The organism is Bacillus sp. FSL M8-0256 (genome assembly GCF_038005765.1).
Lineage (GTDB): Bacteria > Bacillota > Bacilli > Bacillales > Bacillaceae > Bacillus > Bacillus safensis.
Genome location: NZ_JBBOTU010000001.1, coordinates 194,947 through 212,775, shown reverse-complemented (window position 1 = coordinate 212,775; position 17,829 = coordinate 194,947). Strand labels below are relative to the sequence as shown.

Annotated in this window: 14 protein-coding genes, 2 tRNA genes, 3 rRNA genes and 1 pseudogene; 4 read left to right on the top strand and 16 right to left on the bottom strand. The window is 43.7% G+C overall.

Translation table 11 applies throughout. The features are described 5' to 3' along the window. Positions 1–6: 6 nt before the first annotated feature. The 7 genes from NSQ76_RS01250 to NSQ76_RS01220 all read right to left on the bottom strand — a co-directional run bounded on the left by NSQ76_RS01250 (position 7) and on the right by NSQ76_RS01220 (position 7,862). Positions 7–972 carry a bile acid:sodium symporter family protein gene (locus tag NSQ76_RS01250; protein WP_024424456.1) on the bottom strand — a complete coding sequence of 322 codons (966 nt, stop codon included), beginning with the start codon at positions 970–972 and terminating at the stop codon, positions 7–9. Positions 973–1,034: 62 nt separating this feature from the next. Then, complete coding sequence (locus tag NSQ76_RS01245) at positions 1,035–2,474, bottom strand: SulP family inorganic anion transporter (protein ID WP_024427492.1); 1,440 nt, start codon at positions 2,472–2,474, stop codon at positions 1,035–1,037. 358 nt (positions 2,475–2,832) lie between these two features. Then, positions 2,833–2,905, bottom strand: a tRNA-Thr gene (locus NSQ76_RS01240). 1 nt (position 2,906) lies between these two features. Continuing rightward, positions 2,907–2,981: transfer RNA gene (locus NSQ76_RS01235), tRNA-Asn, on the bottom strand. Between the two features lie 42 nt (positions 2,982–3,023). Then, a 5S ribosomal RNA gene (rrf, locus tag NSQ76_RS01230) occupies positions 3,024–3,139 on the bottom strand. 61 nt (positions 3,140–3,200) lie between these two features. Continuing rightward, a 23S ribosomal RNA gene (locus tag NSQ76_RS01225) occupies positions 3,201–6,131 on the bottom strand. A gap of 182 nt (positions 6,132–6,313) precedes the next feature. Beyond that, positions 6,314–7,862 (bottom strand): 16S ribosomal RNA (locus NSQ76_RS01220). Together the 16S, 23S and 5S rRNA genes with 2 tRNA genes alongside form the textbook arrangement of a ribosomal RNA operon. Before the next feature lie 375 nt (positions 7,863–8,237). Between NSQ76_RS01220 and pdaB the strand changes: the two genes are divergently transcribed. Next, complete coding sequence (gene pdaB, locus NSQ76_RS01215) at positions 8,238–9,002, top strand: polysaccharide deacetylase family sporulation protein PdaB (protein ID WP_025092244.1); 765 nt, start codon at positions 8,238–8,240, stop codon at positions 9,000–9,002. On the opposite strand, the gene NSQ76_RS01210 is transcribed toward pdaB, so the two are convergent. After that, complete coding sequence (locus tag NSQ76_RS01210) at positions 8,995–9,597, bottom strand: KinB-signaling pathway activation protein (RefSeq protein WP_034621553.1); 603 nt, start codon at positions 9,595–9,597, stop codon at positions 8,995–8,997. The two genes, pdaB and NSQ76_RS01210, sit on opposite strands and share 8 nt — an antisense overlap. A 90-nt stretch (positions 9,598–9,687) precedes the next feature. Here NSQ76_RS01210 and gerD point away from each other — a divergent pair, with 90 nt between their 5' ends. Beyond that, positions 9,688–10,275 (top strand): spore germination lipoprotein GerD, encoded by a 588-nt coding sequence (gene gerD, locus NSQ76_RS01205; RefSeq protein ID WP_025092243.1) that lies wholly within the window; start codon positions 9,688–9,690, stop codon positions 10,273–10,275. Positions 10,276–10,312: 37 nt separating this feature from the next. Here gerD and NSQ76_RS01200 read toward each other — a convergent pair whose 3' ends face one another. From NSQ76_RS01200 to NSQ76_RS01190, 3 genes are all read right to left on the bottom strand, one after another. Continuing rightward, positions 10,313–11,371, bottom strand: a complete 1,059-nt coding sequence (locus tag NSQ76_RS01200) for an Mrp/NBP35 family ATP-binding protein (protein WP_024425873.1) — start codon at positions 11,369–11,371, stop codon at positions 10,313–10,315. A 103-nt stretch (positions 11,372–11,474) separates the two neighbouring features. Then, positions 11,475–12,188, bottom strand: a complete 714-nt coding sequence (cwlD, locus tag NSQ76_RS01195; RefSeq protein ID WP_024425615.1) for an N-acetylmuramoyl-L-alanine amidase CwlD — start codon at positions 12,186–12,188, stop codon at positions 11,475–11,477. A gap of 58 nt (positions 12,189–12,246) precedes the next feature. Further along, complete coding sequence (locus tag NSQ76_RS01190) at positions 12,247–12,690, bottom strand: DUF2521 family protein (RefSeq protein WP_034621549.1); 444 nt, start codon at positions 12,688–12,690, stop codon at positions 12,247–12,249. A 161-nt stretch (positions 12,691–12,851) separates the two neighbouring features. On the opposite strand from NSQ76_RS01190, the gene NSQ76_RS01185 reads away from it, so the two are divergent. Continuing rightward, entirely contained in the window at positions 12,852–13,412 is a 561-nt protein-coding gene (locus NSQ76_RS01185) for a DUF4825 domain-containing protein (protein ID WP_341051856.1), read from the top strand. A 36-nt stretch (positions 13,413–13,448) separates the two neighbouring features. Here NSQ76_RS01185 and NSQ76_RS01180 read toward each other — a convergent pair whose 3' ends face one another. The 5 genes and pseudogenes from NSQ76_RS01180 to rpsI form a co-directional block, all read right to left on the bottom strand. After that, on the bottom strand, positions 13,449–14,528 hold the full coding sequence (locus tag NSQ76_RS01180) for a serine hydrolase (RefSeq protein WP_341051853.1): 1,080 nt from the start codon (positions 14,526–14,528) through the stop codon (positions 13,449–13,451). 108 nt (positions 14,529–14,636) lie between these two features. Continuing rightward, positions 14,637–15,110 (bottom strand): GNAT family N-acetyltransferase, encoded by a 474-nt coding sequence (locus tag NSQ76_RS01175; protein WP_339240665.1) that lies wholly within the window; start codon positions 15,108–15,110, stop codon positions 14,637–14,639. A 125-nt stretch (positions 15,111–15,235) separates the two neighbouring features. Then, positions 15,236–15,760 carry a GNAT family N-acetyltransferase gene (locus NSQ76_RS01170; RefSeq protein ID WP_034621546.1) on the bottom strand — a complete coding sequence of 175 codons (525 nt, stop codon included), beginning with the start codon at positions 15,758–15,760 and terminating at the stop codon, positions 15,236–15,238. 295 nt (positions 15,761–16,055) lie between these two features. Further along, positions 16,056–16,895 (bottom strand): HNH endonuclease, encoded by an 840-nt coding sequence (locus tag NSQ76_RS01165; protein WP_034621543.1) that lies wholly within the window; start codon positions 16,893–16,895, stop codon positions 16,056–16,058. Between the two features lie 523 nt (positions 16,896–17,418). Continuing rightward, a pseudogene (gene rpsI, locus NSQ76_RS01160) lies at positions 17,419–17,484 on the bottom strand (30S ribosomal protein S9); the annotation flags it as partial. A 170-nt stretch (positions 17,485–17,654) separates the two neighbouring features. Here rpsI and NSQ76_RS01155 point away from each other — a divergent pair. After that, positions 17,655–17,807 carry a hypothetical protein gene (locus tag NSQ76_RS01155; protein WP_341051850.1) on the top strand — a complete coding sequence of 51 codons (153 nt, stop codon included), beginning with the start codon at positions 17,655–17,657 and terminating at the stop codon, positions 17,805–17,807. The last annotated feature ends 22 nt before the right edge of the window (positions 17,808–17,829 follow it).

Below are 17,829 nucleotides of genomic sequence, written 5' to 3'. Positions count from 1 at the left end.
TTTTTTTCATGAGAAAGATTTGGTCACAGCAGGTGCTTTCAGCTCAAAACGATTGAGTAAGAAACCAAACAAGGCAGCAAGCACTTGCTGAAACAGCATGCCAATCACCACAGGAACAGCGACAGCAGGCGGGAAAAAGCTAATGGCAAGCACAGCCCCCGCACTAATGTTTCTCATACCGCCCGTATACACGATGGCCACAATCTCTCCTTGAGTACATTTCATCGTCTTTCCAATCAACCATGCAAACGCATATCCGCTCATCGCAATGAGAAACACAGTCGCTGCCTTGCTAAAAAATGCGGCATCCAGTTCACGCAAGTATGGCGCAACAACAGAACTGTTAATCGACACCACTACAAACAAGCCTATTTTTGAAAAAGGTGACAGTGTCTGACTGATCATTTTCGTCACAGCAGGCTTTGCATAGTGACGAACGAGCATGCCTAAAATAGATGGAAGCACCACCATCCCAAACAGCCCTTTCATGATCGCGACCATGTCCATATGAACCTGTGTACCGGCTAAAAGTGACAAACTGGCTGGCACAATCAATGGCGAAAGCAATGTATCAATTAAAATAATCGATAACGTTAACCCAACATTCCCCTTATACATTGCCGCCCATATTAAACTAGAAACTCCTGTGGGAATCACCATTGCAAGTGTCAAACCGGTGATCGTCATAGCATCACCCGCAAATATGAGATGTCCCGCTGACCAAGCATAAAGAGGCATCAATACGTGTAAAATCATAAACGATAAAATCAAAGGCAATGGGTGCATCACCGTATGCTTTAAAGCCGAAAAAGTAGAAGACAAACTCCCTGCAAAGGTCATCACAGCAAATACCCATGGCACCAAAAACGTAAAATCCTTTAAATAGGCCGCCAACAAAACACCGAGTAACACACTAAAAGGTGTAATGAGCGGCATCATCCGGCCGAGCACTTGATTCAAACGCACAAGCATGCCGGCCACCTCCATCCCTTCACTTTCTTACCTTTTCTATTGTAACAGACAGAAAGGTCTTTTTAAGAACCATTCACTTGTTTCACAAGCTTTTGACTTGATGTATCCATTCCAACTACGTCTACCTGGACGCCATTTGCTTGATACCTTTCCTTTATACGTTCTATCGCTGCTACACCTGATTCATCCCATATACGTGCTTCAGACAAATCAATCACAACAGATTGGAGTTCTTTCCCCTGATGGAAAGCTTGGATCAAATCAGTGACAGAAGCAAAGAAAATTTGTCCTTTAACTCGATATTCCCAAGTACCTGCCTGGCTTTCTTTAGACGTAATATGAAGCTTCGATATCTTTGCGACAAAGAATACCGCACTAAGCAGTACACCTGCAAAAACGCCTTTTGATAAATCATGAGTCAACACCACCGTCACGACCGTGACAACCATCACAATAGAATCTGTTTTCGGATTCTTTTTTAGCTGCTGAAAGGAACTCCAATCAAATGTGCCAATGGAAACCATGAACATCACAGCCACTAGAGCAGCCATCGGAATTTGAACCACGACATCACCTAGTACAAAAATCAGCACCATTAAAAAAGCACCCGCTACAAAGGTAGAAAGCCGGCCTCGTCCTCCTGCCTTCGTATTAATCACAGATTGGCCAATCATCGCACAGCCAGCCATACCACCAAAGAATCCCGCAACCACATTGGCAATCCCTTGACCTCTCGCTTCCTTGTTCTTATTACTAGACGTCTCTGTCATATCATCGACAATCTGTGCGGTTAAAAGAGACTCAAGTAAACCAACCATCGCAAGTGCTAAAGAATAAGGAAAAATGATAGCAACTGTTTCCCAGTTAAACGGAACTTGAGGTATCAGAAAAACAGGCAAAGAACTAGGAAGCTCTCCCATATCTCCAACTGTTCTAACATCAATATGTCCAAATACGGCCAATATCGTCATTACAATAATGGCAATGAGTGGGGAAGGTATCACCTTTATCACCATAGGCAATAAATAAATGATCAGCAAGGCGCCCCCTGTCATCATATACATAGCCATTGATTCCCCAACGAAATGTGGAAGCTGAGCCATGAAGATCATAATAGCCAACGCATTGACAAAGCCAACCATGACGGACCTCGGAATAAATTTCATCAAACGAGACACTCGGCACAATCCAAACACAATTTGAATCAAACCCGTCAAAATCGTAGCTGCAAACAAATATTGCAACCCATAATCAGCGACCAAGTTAACCATGACAAGAGCCATAGCCCCTGTTGCAGCCGAAATCATGCCTGGGCGTCCACCAACAAACGAAATCACAATCGCGATACAAAATGATGCATACAAGCCGACCTTCGGATCAACGCCCGCAATAATCGAAAACGCAATGGCCTCAGGAATTAAAGCCAGTGCGACTAATATACCCGCAAGCACGTCCTGACGTACATGTCCAAACCATTCTTGCTTTACAAATAAATCTTTCAAACCATCTACTCCTTTTTATATACATACCGTACATGGAAAAAGAAGATCAACTATACCTGGAGATAAAGAAAGGGAAAACAAACGATACTTCACTTTCGGGGGAAAAGAGGAACGTACAGAGTCTTTTAATATAGAGGATATCACTTTAGTAAGAATAAAAGAAAGAGAATGAAGAATCAAGAACAAAAAGAAGGGATAAGTAAAAAATCGATGCAACACTTCTGTGCAAGCCGCTTTATTCTCTTTCCTAATGTCATCAGTCTACTAATCATCGAGCAGTTCAATATATATATATATAAACAAACAAAAAAAGCCTTCTCATCATCGAGAAACCTTGTCATATCAACATATAGAGGAAAGCTTCCAAGCGGGCTCGAACCGCTGACCTCTTCCTTACCATGGAAGTGCTCTACCTACTGAGCTATGGAAGCATGGCTCCGCAGGTAGGACTCGAACCTACGACCGATCGGTTAACAGCCGATAGCTCTACCACTGAGCTACTGCGGAATGATAAAGTAACTTCTTCCATTGGAAGGATATAAACAAAAAGCTTGGCGGCGTCCTACTCTCACAGGGGGAAACCCCCAACTACCATCGGCGCTGAAGAGCTTAACTTCCGTGTTCGGTATGGGAACGGGTGTGACCTCTTCGCTATCGCCACCAAACCTGATGGAGAGAATGTTCTCTCAAAACTAGATAACAATGTTCATGCTTCACAATAGAATATAGGTTAAGTCCTCGATCTATTAGTATCTGTCAGCTCCACGTGTCACCACGCTTCCACCTCAGACCTATCAACCTGATCATCTTTCAGGGATCTTACTTCCTTGCGGAATGGGAAATCTCATCTTGAGGGGGGCTTCATGCTTAGATGCTTTCAGCACTTATCCCGTCCGCACATAGCTACCCAGCGATGCCCTTGGCAGAACAACTGGTACACCAGCGGTGCGTCCATCCCGGTCCTCTCGTACTAAGGACAGCTCCTCTCAAATTTCCTGCGCCCGCGACGGATAGGGACCGAACTGTCTCACGACGTTCTGAACCCAGCTCGCGTACCGCTTTAATGGGCGAACAGCCCAACCCTTGGGACCGACTACAGCCCCAGGATGCGATGAGCCGACATCGAGGTGCCAAACCTCCCCGTCGATGTGGACTCTTGGGGGAGATAAGCCTGTTATCCCCGGGGTAGCTTTTATCCGTTGAGCGATGGCCCTTCCATGCGGAACCACCGGATCACTAAGCCCGACTTTCGTCCCTGCTCGACTTGTAGGTCTCGCAGTCAAGCTCCCTTGTGCCTTTACACTCTGCGAATGATTTCCAACCATTCTGAGGGAACCTTTGGGCGCCTCCGTTACATTTTAGGAGGCGACCGCCCCAGTCAAACTGCCCACCTGACACTGTCTCCCTGCCCGATAAGGGCAGCGGGTTAGAAGGTCAATACAGCCAGGGTAGTATCCCACCGATGCCTCCACCGAAGCTAGCGCTCCGGTTTCCAAGGCTCCTACCTATCCTGTACAAGCTGTACCAACATTCAATATCAGGCTGCAGTAAAGCTCCACGGGGTCTTTCCGTCCTGTCGCGGGTAACCTGCATCTTCACAGGTACTATAATTTCACCGAGTCTCTCGTTGAGACAGTGCCCAGATCGTTGCGCCTTTCGTGCGGGTCGGAACTTACCCGACAAGGAATTTCGCTACCTTAGGACCGTTATAGTTACGGCCGCCGTTTACTGGGGCTTCAATTCGCACCTTCGCTTACGCTAAGCGCTCCTCTTAACCTTCCAGCACCGGGCAGGCGTCAGCCCCTATACTTCGCCTTACGGCTTCGCAGAGACCTGTGTTTTTGCTAAACAGTCGCCTGGGCCTATTCACTGCGGCTTCTCGGGGCTTTAACACCCTAAGAAGCACCCCTTCTCCCGAAGTTACGGGGTCATTTTGCCGAGTTCCTTAACGAGAGTTCTCTCGATCACCTTAGGATTCTCTCCTCGCCTACCTGTGTCGGTTTGCGGTACGGGCACCTCTCACCTCGCTAGAGGCTTTTCTTGGCAGTGTGGAATCAGGAACTTCGCTACTAAATTTCGCTCGCCATCACAGCTCAGCCTTCACGGGAAACGGATTTGCCTATTTCCCAGCCTAACTGCTTGGACGCGGATATCCAATACCGCGCTTACCCTATCCTCCTGCGTCCCCCCATTGCTCAAATGGTGAGGAGGTGGTACAGGAATATCAACCTGTTGTCCATCGCCTACGCCTTTCGGCCTCGGCTTAGGTCCCGACTAACCCTGAGCGGACGAGCCTTCCTCAGGAAACCTTAGGCATTCGGTGGACGGGATTCTCACCCGTCTTTCGCTACTCATACCGGCATTCTCACTTCTAAGCGCTCCACCAGTCCTTCCGGTCTGGCTTCACAGCCCTTAGAACGCTCTCCTACCACTGTTCGTAAGAACAGTCCGCAGCTTCGGTGATACGTTTAGCCCCGGTACATTTTCGGCGCAGAGTCACTCGACCAGTGAGCTATTACGCACTCTTTAAATGGTGGCTGCTTCTAAGCCAACATCCTGGTTGTCTAAGCAACTCCACATCCTTTTCCACTTAACGTATACTTTGGGACCTTAGCTGGCGGTCTGGGCTGTTTCCCTTTCGACTACGGATCTTATCACTCGCAGTCTGACTCCCAAGGATAAGTCATCGGCATTCGGAGTTTGACTGAATTCGGTAACCCGGTAGGGGCCCCTAGTCCAATCAGTGCTCTACCTCCGAGACTCTTACCTTGAGGCTAGCCCTAAAGCTATTTCGGAGAGAACCAGCTATCTCCAGGTTCGATTGGCATTTCACCCCTACCCACACCTCATCCCCGCACTTTTCAACGTGCGTGGGTTCGGGCCTCCATTCAGTGTTACCTGAACTTCACCCTGGACATGGGTAGATCACCTGGTTTCGGGTCTACGACCACGTACTCATGCGCCCTATTCAGACTCGCTTTCGCTGCGGCTCCGCATCTTCTGCTTAACCTTGCACGGGATCGTAACTCGCCGGTTCATTCTACAAAAGGCACGCCATCACCCGTTAACGGGCTCTGACTACTTGTAGGCACACGGTTTCAGGATCTATTTCACTCCCCTTCCGGGGTGCTTTTCACCTTTCCCTCACGGTACTGGTTCACTATCGGTCACTAGGGAGTATTTAGCCTTGGGAGATGGTCCTCCCGGATTCCGACGGAATTTCACGTGTTCCGCCGTACTCAGGATCCACTCTGGAGAGAACAACATTTCAGTTACAGGGCTGTTACCTTCTTTGGCGGGCCTTTCCAGACCTCTTCGCTTATATCATTCCTTTGTAACTCCGTATAGAGTGTCCTACAACCCCAAGAGGCAAGCCTCTTGGTTTGGGCTGTTCCCGTTTCGCTCGCCGCTACTCAGGGAATCGCATTTGCTTTCTCTTCCTCCGGGTACTTAGATGTTTCAGTTCCCCGGGTATGCCTTCTCATACTCTATGTATTCAAGTATGGATACTACTCCATTACGAGCAGTGGGTTTCCCCATTCGGAAATCTCCGGATCAAAGCTTGCTTACAGCTCCCCGAAGCATATCGGTGTTCGTCCCGTCCTTCATCGGCTCCTAGTGCCAAGGCATCCACCGTGCGCCCTTTCTAACTTAACCATTTCTTACTTTAGAAAGAATCACTATGTGTGATGAACTTTGCATTGCATTCAATGTGAATGTATTACTTATTGTTATCTAGTTTTCAAAGAACAATCCTGTCTCGCTAGAGACATGTTTTGAAGGAATGATCCTTCAAAACTAAACAAGACGAAAACGTACGCTGCTCCATATATCCTTAGAAAGGAGGTGATCCAGCCGCACCTTCCGATACGGCTACCTTGTTACGACTTCACCCCAATCATCTGCCCCACCTTCGGCGGCTGGCTCCATAAAGGTTACCTCACCGACTTCGGGTGTTGCAAACTCTCGTGGTGTGACGGGCGGTGTGTACAAGGCCCGGGAACGTATTCACCGCGGCATGCTGATCCGCGATTACTAGCGATTCCAGCTTCACGCAGTCGAGTTGCAGACTGCGATCCGAACTGAGAACAGATTTATGGGATTGGCTAAACCTTGCGGTCTTGCAGCCCTTTGTTCTGTCCATTGTAGCACGTGTGTAGCCCAGGTCATAAGGGGCATGATGATTTGACGTCATCCCCACCTTCCTCCGGTTTGTCACCGGCAGTCACCTTAGAGTGCCCAACTGAATGCTGGCAACTAAGATCAAGGGTTGCGCTCGTTGCGGGACTTAACCCAACATCTCACGACACGAGCTGACGACAACCATGCACCACCTGTCACTCTGTCCCCGAAGGGAAAGCCCTATCTCTAGGGTTGTCAGAGGATGTCAAGACCTGGTAAGGTTCTTCGCGTTGCTTCGAATTAAACCACATGCTCCACCGCTTGTGCGGGCCCCCGTCAATTCCTTTGAGTTTCAGTCTTGCGACCGTACTCCCCAGGCGGAGTGCTTAATGCGTTAGCTGCAGCACTAAGGGGCGGAAACCCCCTAACACTTAGCACTCATCGTTTACGGCGTGGACTACCAGGGTATCTAATCCTGTTCGCTCCCCACGCTTTCGCTCCTCAGCGTCAGTTACAGACCAGAGAGTCGCCTTCGCCACTGGTGTTCCTCCACATCTCTACGCATTTCACCGCTACACGTGGAATTCCACTCTCCTCTTCTGCACTCAAGTTTCCCAGTTTCCAATGACCCTCCCCGGTTGAGCCGGGGGCTTTCACATCAGACTTAAGAAACCGCCTGCGAGCCCTTTACGCCCAATAATTCCGGACAACGCTTGCCACCTACGTATTACCGCGGCTGCTGGCACGTAGTTAGCCGTGGCTTTCTGGTTAGGTACCGTCAAGGTGCGAGCAGTTACTCTCGCACTTGTTCTTCCCTAACAACAGAGCTTTACGATCCGAAAACCTTCATCACTCACGCGGCGTTGCTCCGTCAGACTTTCGTCCATTGCGGAAGATTCCCTACTGCTGCCTCCCGTAGGAGTCTGGGCCGTGTCTCAGTCCCAGTGTGGCCGATCACCCTCTCAGGTCGGCTACGCATCGTCGCCTTGGTGAGCCATTACCCCACCAACTAGCTAATGCGCCGCGGGTCCATCTGTAAGTGACAGCCGAAACCGTCTTTCATCCTTGAACCATGCGGTTCAAGGAACTATCCGGTATTAGCTCCGGTTTCCCGGAGTTATCCCAGTCTTACAGGCAGGTTACCCACGTGTTACTCACCCGTCCGCCGCTAACATCCGGGAGCAAGCTCCCTTCTGTCCGCTCGACTTGCATGTATTAGGCACGCCGCCAGCGTTCGTCCTGAGCCAGGATCAAACTCTCCGAAAAAGTACAAAACCGAAGTTTTGCTTTTCGCCAGTTTGACTGACTACCTATGAAGTATCATAGGATTTTTTATAAAAACTCGAATTAACAGGTACGTTTTGTCTTGTTTAGTTTTCAAAGATCATCTCCGCCGTTCTTAGCGGCTTTAATAATATAACATTTTGCTTCATCTTATGTCAACAACTTTTTTCAAGTTTATTTCCCGAAGCGTTTTGTGTTTGTCACTGTGTGTCAGCGACGATTAATAATATATCACGAAAACATTCTATTGGTCAACGTCTTTTCAAAACTTTTTTTGAAATAGTTTTATTAAGCATCTTAAACCCTTGTCCTGCATACAATCAAGTAACAATCTTGGACAAGGCAGGAGTGTTTGAATTGAGTCGATTATATGTGTTGCCTATTAAACGGCTGAAGCAAGTTGTCATTATTCTTGTAGCAGCCCTTGCAGCTGCAACCTTTTTTTATGTACAAAAGGCACCGCCGCTGTCGGTATTTAAAACTGAACATGGACCCCGAGCCATTTATAAAGGCGAGACTTCATCAAAACATGTCTCTCTCACTTTTAATATTGGCTGGGGAGATGAGAAGGCTGTTCCTATTTTAAATGTCCTTCGAGAGTACGGTATAAAGAACGCCACCTTCTTTCTGTCTGCTTCTTGGGCTGAGCGTCATCCTGATATCGTGAAACAAATTAAGGAGGACGGCCATCAAATTGGAAGCCTCGGCTATGCTTATAAAAATTATAGTCAGCTTGAAGATAGTGAAATCAAGCAAGATCTTGTCCGTGCACAAAATACATTTCAAAAGCTTGGACTAGATGACATTCAACTATTAAGACCGCCAACTGGACAGTTTAACGAAACAGCACTAAAAATAGCCACACAGTACGGTTATACCGTTGTTCATTACAGCATCAATTCACAGGATTGGCTGAATCCGGGTGTCGACCAAATTGTTCAGAATGTAAATGATCGAATGAAAAGCGGAGACATTGTTCTCCTTCACGCCTCAGATTCAGCAACCCAAACCGCTCAAGCCTTACCCGCTATTTTGAAACAAATAAAAGAAAAGCATTTAAAAAATGTGACGGTTGGCGAACTGATCTCCAATACGAAAACAAAGTCATCTGAAGTTAAGTAGCTTTCGTTTTTGAAAACCGCGGCATCGCTAACAGCTGAAACGCATTACAGCCTAATAGCGGGAATAGCATTAAATACAGCCAGTCCTCTTCATTGACTCTAAGCGCCGGGAACCATTCTAACGACGTGATGACGACCATGAGAAACATTGCAGAAACAAATGTTTTCTTAGAGGACTGCTGCTGTTTAAAGTAAGCCACGATCAATGCAAACACCCCGATAAATAAAGGCAGCCACAAATATGGAAGAAATGAATCATTCTCCCCGAAAAACAAAAATCGCAAGTAAGCTAAATCAAACAGCACAAAAATCACAAGAAACAGCTGAATGGTATTCCATAAAGAATGCGACCGAAAAATCTCTAATGCAAATCGGTGCACTGTCAAAAAAACAACAAACCCCATCTGGCTAATGACACTAAAGATCATCCCTACACCAATGAACCAAAATAACACAGATGCGATCTCTAGAATTTCAAACGATATAAAAAGCTTCTGATACTTCCCCCACTCCAGCGCAAAGCCTACCACGCTTGTAATGACCGCTCCAACAGCTAGCACAGAGAAGAAAAAACGAACTAAATCCCGACTTTTCATTGAATTGATCCAACCCCTATTTTTGTTATGTATAAATTTACGTGAAACATTCATATTAAAAGTAAGACATGTAACGAAAGGAGCCACAGTATGTCAAAAGGCATCTTGCGTATAATGAGCTGTTTTCTTCTTTTATCTCTAACAGCTTGTGCTCCCAAAACCCAATCCTCATCTAATATGGACTATGACGAAACAAAAAAAATGGTCGTCGATATATTAAAGACAGATGACGGTAAAAAGGCCATTCAACAGTTATTAAATGACGAGGCAATGAATGAAGCTTTGGTAATGGATGAACAAACTGTGAAAAAAACGATAGAGAAAACACTGACTTCTGATAAAGGCAAAGAGTTCTGGAAGAAGGTCTTTGAGGATTCTAAATTTGCCGAGACTTTCGCAAAATCCATGCAGCAACAGCATGAAAGAATGTTAAAACAGTTAATGAAGGATCCTGACTATCAACAGCTGATGATGGATATTCTCAAGGATCCTGAGATGGAAAAGAAATACGGTGAACTTGTAAAAAGCAAAGAGTTTAGAAAGCACTTAGAAAAAGTCATTACGGAAACATTGAGCAGCCCTCTTTATAAGAAGAAATTCGAAGATGAGCTCAAAAAGGCAGCATCTGAAAGCAGCAGTGATTCCGGCTCGCAAGGCAGTGAAGGAAGCGACAGTTAAACATCACCCGAGTGGCGTTCATCCACTCGGGCTTTCATTATGCTTTCACTGCTAATTGTTCAATGACTTTATTCGCAATGTGCTGATACACTTCTCCTGTCGGGTGACTCGCATCATAGACAGAAGGTGCGAAATCATCCTCATTCCAATCAGGCTGTCTTAAAGGAATTTGGCCAAGGACTGATACACGCAGCTCTTCAGCCAGCTTGTCCCCGCCGCCTTTTCCAAAGACGTATTCCTTTTCACCTGTTTTTTTGCTTTCATAATAGCTCATATTCTCAACGACACCGAGCACTTCATGGTCTGTTTGCAGTGCCATTGCGCCTGCTCTTGCTGCAACGAAGGCAGCCGTTGGATGCGGTGTAGTGACAATGATTTCTTTACAGCTAGGCAGCATTGTATGAATATCAAGCGCCACATCTCCCGTTCCAGGCGGAAGGTCTAATAGTAAGTAATCTAATTCTCCCCACTCAACTTCGTGGAAGAAGTTATTTAACATTTTTCCAAGCATCGGTCCTCTCCAAATAACCGGTGCATTTTCTTCAACAAAAAAGCCCATTGAAATCACTTTGACACCAAAGCGCTCCACAGGAATAATTTTTTCCCCTTTAACTGTTGGTCTGACAGTGATTCCCATCATATCCGGTACACTAAAGCCATAAATATCAGCATCAATCAGCCCGACTTTTTTCCCTAGACGAGCAAGCGCTACAGCAAGGTTAACAGAAACCGTCGATTTACCAACGCCGCCCTTTCCACTCGCAATCGCTAAGAACTCAGGCGGATTTTTAGAGTTAAGCAGGGTTTCTTCCTCATCTTGTGATGGCATAAACTTTTCAAGTGTTTCCTGAGGAAGTTCTTCAAAACGAAGTCCTACTGTGTTAGCGCCAGCTGCTTTCAAGGCTTGTACGATGTCTTGCTGCAGCTTCATCTGCTCAGCAGTGCCTGTTTTGGCAATAGCCACCTTCAGGCTCACATGCTCTTTCTCAGGCTTTAGGCTGATTTCCTTGATGGCATCCAGCTCACCAAGCGGTATATGAAGGAAAGGTTCGTCCATCTTCCCAACTAGTTTTCTCACATCATCTTGTCCGATCATAGCAGAACCTCACCCTTTATTGAATTCGTTTACAATCCAAGTATATCATACATATCCTTACAATGTCTGTCCTGTTTGCCTGCGATCAAAAGGAAAAAGCCCCTTATTCAGGCGGCTCTTTTTGCTCTGTTAAATATCTTAAAATCCCTTTATAAATAGAGGCGGCAATTTGATCCTGATATTTAGGTGTTGCCAGCTGGCCAGCCTCTTTTGGATTGGAGAGAAATCCAATTTCCACAAGAGCTCCTGGCTTTGTGACATTTTGCATTAAATAAATGCCATTAATCCGCTTCGCCTTTCGATCTGTGTTTTCAAGATTCCTTCGCAATTCATCTTGAATGAACTTCGCTGCCTTTTCATTTTCTTCATACTTTCCGTAAAAAAACGTCTGCGCCCCGCTCCATTTGTTTGATGGTATCGCATTTAAATGAATGCTTAAATAGAGGTCCGCTTCAGATTCATTGATAACTTTAACGCGGTTCCTTAAATCCTCCGCTTTCTTCCGGGCATAACCCTTTGTATTCTTTGATGATAAATCAGAATCATCCTCTCGGGTCATGAGAACAAGTGCTCCCTGCTCCTGCAAATAGTCACGTATCTTCATGGACACATCCAGTGCAATCTCTTTCTCAAGCAGCTCTCCTCCCACAGCCCCGCCATCTGGACCGCCGTGACCCGGATCCAAATAGATGATCTTCCCGCTTAGAGGTAAATTCCACGATTTCCAAGAATCATCATTTAGAAATTGAAACCTGAATAAGAATAAGAGGACAATAAACCCGATTAAAAACCCTGTCCACTTCAGCTTTCTTTTCATCCCTGTCCCTCCCATACACCATTATTTTATAGATATGGGACAAGGGCTGGAAATATGCTTAGTGCAGCCGAAGCTTGTGTCTTTTTTCTGATTCACGAAAGCCTTCCTGCCACCACATGCTTAAAAAATCCCTCGCAAATGGATATAAACATGACATTTTCCGCTCCATACGGAACATATTCCCCCACGATTGCAAGCATCCTGCGAGCTCTTCAATCAGCTCAGCTTCCTCCTGGGAGGACCGTTTTTTGATATCTTCGAACGATTCCCCGTATTTACTCGACTCACCGTATCTCCCGCCAGCTAAAAAAGCTTCAATGGCGAAATCGATGCAGCCATCACTCATAATCCCAGCTGGATCATCTGCAAATGGAAACAGCTTCTTTGTGAATTTCTCAGAAGCGGCCGTTACTTGTTGAAGAGACAATGTACGCAAAAGCTTCTTTTCAAGCGTGACATCTCGTTTTGTTTTCAATTGATAAAATGAAAGCACTTCTGCCATGGAATGAACTCCTTTTTTCTTTGTATTGTTCGTTGGTTTGAACAAAACATGCAGTTCAGTAAATGGAAATGGCGGCCTGTGAACGATCGGAATGGAAAATTGTGATAAAATAGACATTTACATATAGAAAGAAACAATAAAGGGGCAAAATCAATGAAGAAATGGATGTATATCCTGCTGCTATTAACTGTCGTCTTATCTGCATGCAGCAGTCAAGCCGCAGAGAAAAAGAGCAGTATAAAAGGAATGAAGACATATCCTTAAAACAACTTTCAACACACAAAAACACGTATCTCGGTGACAATTCAGCCATTCGTGAAATCTTATCAGATCTTCCTGGAGGCATAATACGTGAATTTGAAATCATCGATGGGAAAGCATTAGACGTCACGTATGGAGTAAAAGAAAATGCAGGCTATACAGAAGAACAGTTTGACGCCTTCTGGTTTGATCAAAAGGATACGATCGAAAAAACGTATTTATACAACGCCATCGCACTTTTTATTCTTGTCGATAACGTAGAGCAAGTGACACTTAACATGAGCTCTAAAGACGAGCCGTCCGTCTCGTTTAAAAGAAAACAGCTAGAAAAAAAACTCCCTCACCCTTTTAAAAAGTACAAAGACGATACAACACTTTGGCAAAAGGAACTGGTTGATGGAGTTGTGAAGTCAAAAAAGAAACGCCAAGATGTATACAAAGCGTTTCCAATGCAGAAATAATAAAACAGAGGGGTGTTTCCCTCTGTTTTTTGATGTTTATGTAGTGAAAGCCTGTATCAATCGTTGTCGAAAGTTTTGATCCACTGCTGTAGTAAGCATAAATTCGTTGAATACTTCCCCAATCCAGTGAGAATTGTTCGCTTTTGGATCATTGATAAAAAGAGAGATGGAGATAGAGGATGTATCTGTTCTTCGATATAAAGCACTTGTGAAAACAAACAATGTTGCTCCACCTTTATACCAAAAATATTGATCTGTTTCCTTTTTCAATGTTTCTCCCAGTACGATTTGGCTAAAAAGACCCTTTTCTTCTGTTGTTAACAGCTCGTCATGAAGACGTTTCATAAATTGTGCATATTGATTGGTTGTAGACTTTGTCAGCTTTTGCGTCAGTAATGATTGTATACGCCAGCCTAATAAGTTCTTTTTTTTCATTTTTTCTTCTAACGCCTTTTTATACTCTGGGTCACTTTTCATGATATTAAAAATCTCATTCATTAGAGATTTGTATTGTTCTTCGGATACACCGCTCATTTTCTTGAATGCATCCCGCCGACGATCAGATACATAAGCGGACCACAAAATCATTGGCGTCAGCGGCATGAGTTCATCATGTTCTGTAAGACCTGCTTGTTTCATCTGATCATTGATCTTTTCTAAGCCCAGCCGGTCAATCAAATAATCCGTACAAGCATTCGAACTGAATTGCATCATCCCTTTGGCAACATCTAATAAAGTCGCATGCTCAGAAAAATCATTGACCTCCAGCCAGTACGCGTGCGCACCACCGTCTGTTCTATCAATATAAAACCGCTCTATATCAGGCAATGCCACTTTTTCCTCTAGCTTGATGCCGCCGCTCGATACAGCTTTAACAAAATGAAATAAAACCACTAATTTCACCGTACTTGCAAGTGGCGTTTTTTGATCAGCATTCCACTCTAACATCACATCATCATTTTCAATGATTGTCACTGAAACGTCCTTTTTGTTTTTTGCGACAAATGTCAAAAGATCTTCCTTTGTTTTTTTCATATCTCTTTTATACAACAAAACTTGAACCCCTACGTAAAGTACGACCACACCTACAACAACTAGACCGATTTTGAGTAACATGTTTCTCCTTTCCAAATAACAGAGGATTTACATATTAAATATAGCAAATATTTCTAATAAAGGCACAAAAAAGCCAGAGGTACGTGAATCCTCCGCTTCTTGATATCCTTATTCATGAGGCAAATGCAGCTTCATTCCTTCATGAGTGGCTTCAAACCCTAATTTCTCATAAAAATGGCGTGCTTCTGGCCTCTGTTTATCTGTTGTCAGCTGAATCATATGACAGCCGCGGTCGCTTGCGCGTTGAATGGCCCACTTTATAAGCAGCGAACCGACTCCTTTTCCTCTATGACTCGAAGCCGTACGAACTCCTTCGATGGATGCTCTCCATCCTCCTTGATAAGTAAGAAATGGCGTCATGGTTAACTGAAGAACACCAACGGCTTCTTTCTGGTCACACGCAACAATGAGTTCAATATTTGGATCAGCATCGATTGATTGAAAGGCTTTGATATAGCTTTCTAATAATGGGCGAGTGTAACGCTCTCTCTTTTGACTTAACTTATCATCTGAAAGCATGAAGACGATTTTGTCGAGATCTTCTTGCACAGCTTCTCTAAATGTCAATTGATTTAAATTCAATGAAAGCACCTCCTACGATAGATGGAAGACTGTTTTTCACTTACTAAAATACCAGTTAAGAGCGTTCTCATATAAGATTTGATCAGCTGCTTTTTCATCAATGTACTTCATATCATGAAAACTGATCAAGCCCTCTTCTCGAACCATTCCTCTTGTAGGAGGGCATAGTAAAACTCATCCCACCACTCATTTCCTTGGGGTATACACTGTTTAAAATATCCCTCTCTCCTCATCCCCAATTTCTCCATCACTCTCCACGATGGCACATTTTCAGGCTGACAAGTCGCAATGATTCGATGTAAGTTCAGAGTGTGAAAACCATGATGTAAGACAGCATACGCCGCTTCTGTTGCATAGCCCTTGTTTTGATAGGCAGGATTGAAAACCCAGCCAATTTCATATGTGTGCTCACCAAAGTAAGAATGAAACACGATATGCCCGATGCAAATCTGGTCTTCTTTTAATAGAACAGCAAAATTCTTGGCTGTTTTAAGACGATTATTTTTAACAAATTCCTGCGCATTTTCTTTAGAAAAAACACCTTCCGGAATATACTTCATCACTTCCGGATCAGAAGTATATGCATAGACATCCTGCCAATCATCTTCAGCAAATGAGCGAATGATACACCTTTCTGTTGTCAGATTCATATGACACCCCCTCCATAGACTTCGTTTTTTAAACAGAAACCTTGCTATGATCCTATTTTATATGTTTCCATACAAAAAAAGCACAAATAAAAAAAGCATCAGCAGGATGCTGATGCTTTTCGTATATGGTTTGTCTGTAACAAACCTTTGTAAAACGTCCATACAATATAAAATTGATTAACGAAGTGCGAGACGCGCTAATTAACGGGCTATTTTTGCATCAGCCAAAAAGAAAGAATGTCGTTCTGTATATTTGTCTTCAAAATGTGATCAAAATTAACCTGTGCCCATCGGTTCAAATTTTGATTGTTTCCACTTCTACGCACTTTAACACTTTCTCTTGAAGTTTTCTTACGTCCTCTTCCAAATCTAAAATATGCATTTTATCATGGCAATTAGGACAAAGAGCAATAGTGTTGTATATTGAATCATCTCCACCACGTGATAGCCATTTAATATGATGGGTATGTAAATGAGGCTCCCCATTCATATTTAAATATGGAGCCGGTTGTTCACATAACTGACAAACTCCCTTTGCCCAGCGTTTTGCAAATTCTGTAACATATGGGTCACGTTCATATGTAGTTGAGATAGTCTTACGTTTACTACTTTTTCTTCTGGCGGTTCTAGCTCTGTTTTCTAAAACGGTCTCACCCAGTTTTCTTACCTTCTTTTCCCTCAACACTTGTTTCATTTTTATCAACTTATCTGGAATGATAAACTTTTGATCGTCTGCCAACACAAGAGGGAAGACCCATACTTGTCGCAGTTGGTCATTATCATCTAGCTGCTCTTCTTGATAAGGTTCATCAGCTAGTTTCACTACCCCACGATACACATATTTCTTCGCTTCAAACACTTCGAACAAATGCATCTCCACTTTATTACTTAATGATTCAGCCACAGTTTTATTTTGAGATGTCAATGTCTGATCTCCCGTTCTACCCATACCAGTATAATGAAAAACATTTCCGTCCCACCGGTCTTCATACAATGCTTTGGTATGATCCGATACTAAAACTAAGGTATTCGTTTCAAGCGAGCGCCTCATACCTCCTTGAGGAGCACATTTAAAAATTTCAGTTATCTCACTATTATTAAGTGTACTTATGGGTTCTATTTTCACTAAACTCACTATTGCACCTACCTATAATTTAATAACATCACGTAATACGTAATAATAAATATTCCTAGATCGCATCTACAGTTCAACATAGTGGTCAATAAAGGTGATTCAAAGACATTTAGGCAAATTATATAGCAAAAACACATTATTTTCCCTATTTTCCTCTTACCATACATCATAAATTAGCTAACAAAAATTGGCGAGTTTTGCTACACGAGAACTCATCAAACCATGGCCTCTGCTGATTACGGAAAAATACACCGTTCTGAGGCAATAGCAGTAATGACCTATTTTCATATTATAAGTTTATTTGAAGCGGGATCAGGCATTAAAGATGTACAGGCTCGATTAGGCATCCAATGACTATGAACATTTATAAACACGTAACAGAAACTCTAAAAGATCAAACCACTCAAAAGTTTCAAAGGTATAGAGTTATAACCAGCAATAAATTCTCGTGGTCCTATTATTTTAGAGCCTAAAAAAAGACCCCCAAGCATAAGCTTGAGAGCCTTTGAGAAACGTAATAGAATTAACGTTTTGAGAACTGAGGTGCGCGACGAGCGCCTTTAAGACCGTATTTCTTACGCTCTTTTATCAACGAATTATTCAATGTTGTTTATTGTTGTTTAAAGCCTAGTATATCAACGTTTTTAAAAAACACATTCCGTAATCTTTTTTTACTTTATTTACTTTTGTGGGTGTTTATGTGGGTCACCCACTTTCAAGATAATAAGTTATAATTGAATATAAAAGGAAGTGAAATGAATGAACATAAACAAAATTAGATCATTCCTTTATAAAACATCAAAATACCTGGGAGATGTTAACGCCGTTCAAAAGGGCACTATAGGCAAACGTATAGCTCGCCGCGCTGCCGGTAAAGCATCCGGCAAGCTAATGAAAAAGATATTCAAATAAGATAGTTCACGGTGGTGATGTC

Coding starts and splice junctions, on each gene's coding strand:
- NSQ76_RS01250 (WP_024424456.1), bottom strand. CDS start 972: ATGCTTGTGCGTTTGAATCAAGTGCTCGGCCGGATGATGCCGCTCATT.
- NSQ76_RS01210 (WP_034621553.1), bottom strand. CDS start 9,597: ATGAAAAGTCGGGATTTAGTTCGTTTTTTCTTCTCTGTGCTAGCTGTT.
- gerD (WP_025092243.1), top strand. CDS start 9,688: ATGTCAAAAGGCATCTTGCGTATAATGAGCTGTTTTCTTCTTTTATCT.
- NSQ76_RS01200 (WP_024425873.1), bottom strand. CDS start 11,371: ATGATCGGACAAGATGATGTGAGAAAACTAGTTGGGAAGATGGACGAA.
- cwlD (WP_024425615.1), bottom strand. CDS start 12,188: ATGAAAAGAAAGCTGAAGTGGACAGGGTTTTTAATCGGGTTTATTGTC.
- NSQ76_RS01190 (WP_034621549.1), bottom strand. CDS start 12,690: ATGGCAGAAGTGCTTTCATTTTATCAATTGAAAACAAAACGAGATGTC.
- NSQ76_RS01185 (WP_341051856.1), top strand. CDS start 12,852: ATGGATGTATATCCTGCTGCTATTAACTGTCGTCTTATCTGCATGCAG.
- NSQ76_RS01180 (WP_341051853.1), bottom strand. CDS start 14,528: ATGTTACTCAAAATCGGTCTAGTTGTTGTAGGTGTGGTCGTACTTTAC.
- NSQ76_RS01170 (WP_034621546.1), bottom strand. CDS start 15,760: ATGAATCTGACAACAGAAAGGTGTATCATTCGCTCATTTGCTGAAGAT.
- NSQ76_RS01155 (WP_341051850.1), top strand. CDS start 17,655: ATGAACATAAACAAAATTAGATCATTCCTTTATAAAACATCAAAATAC.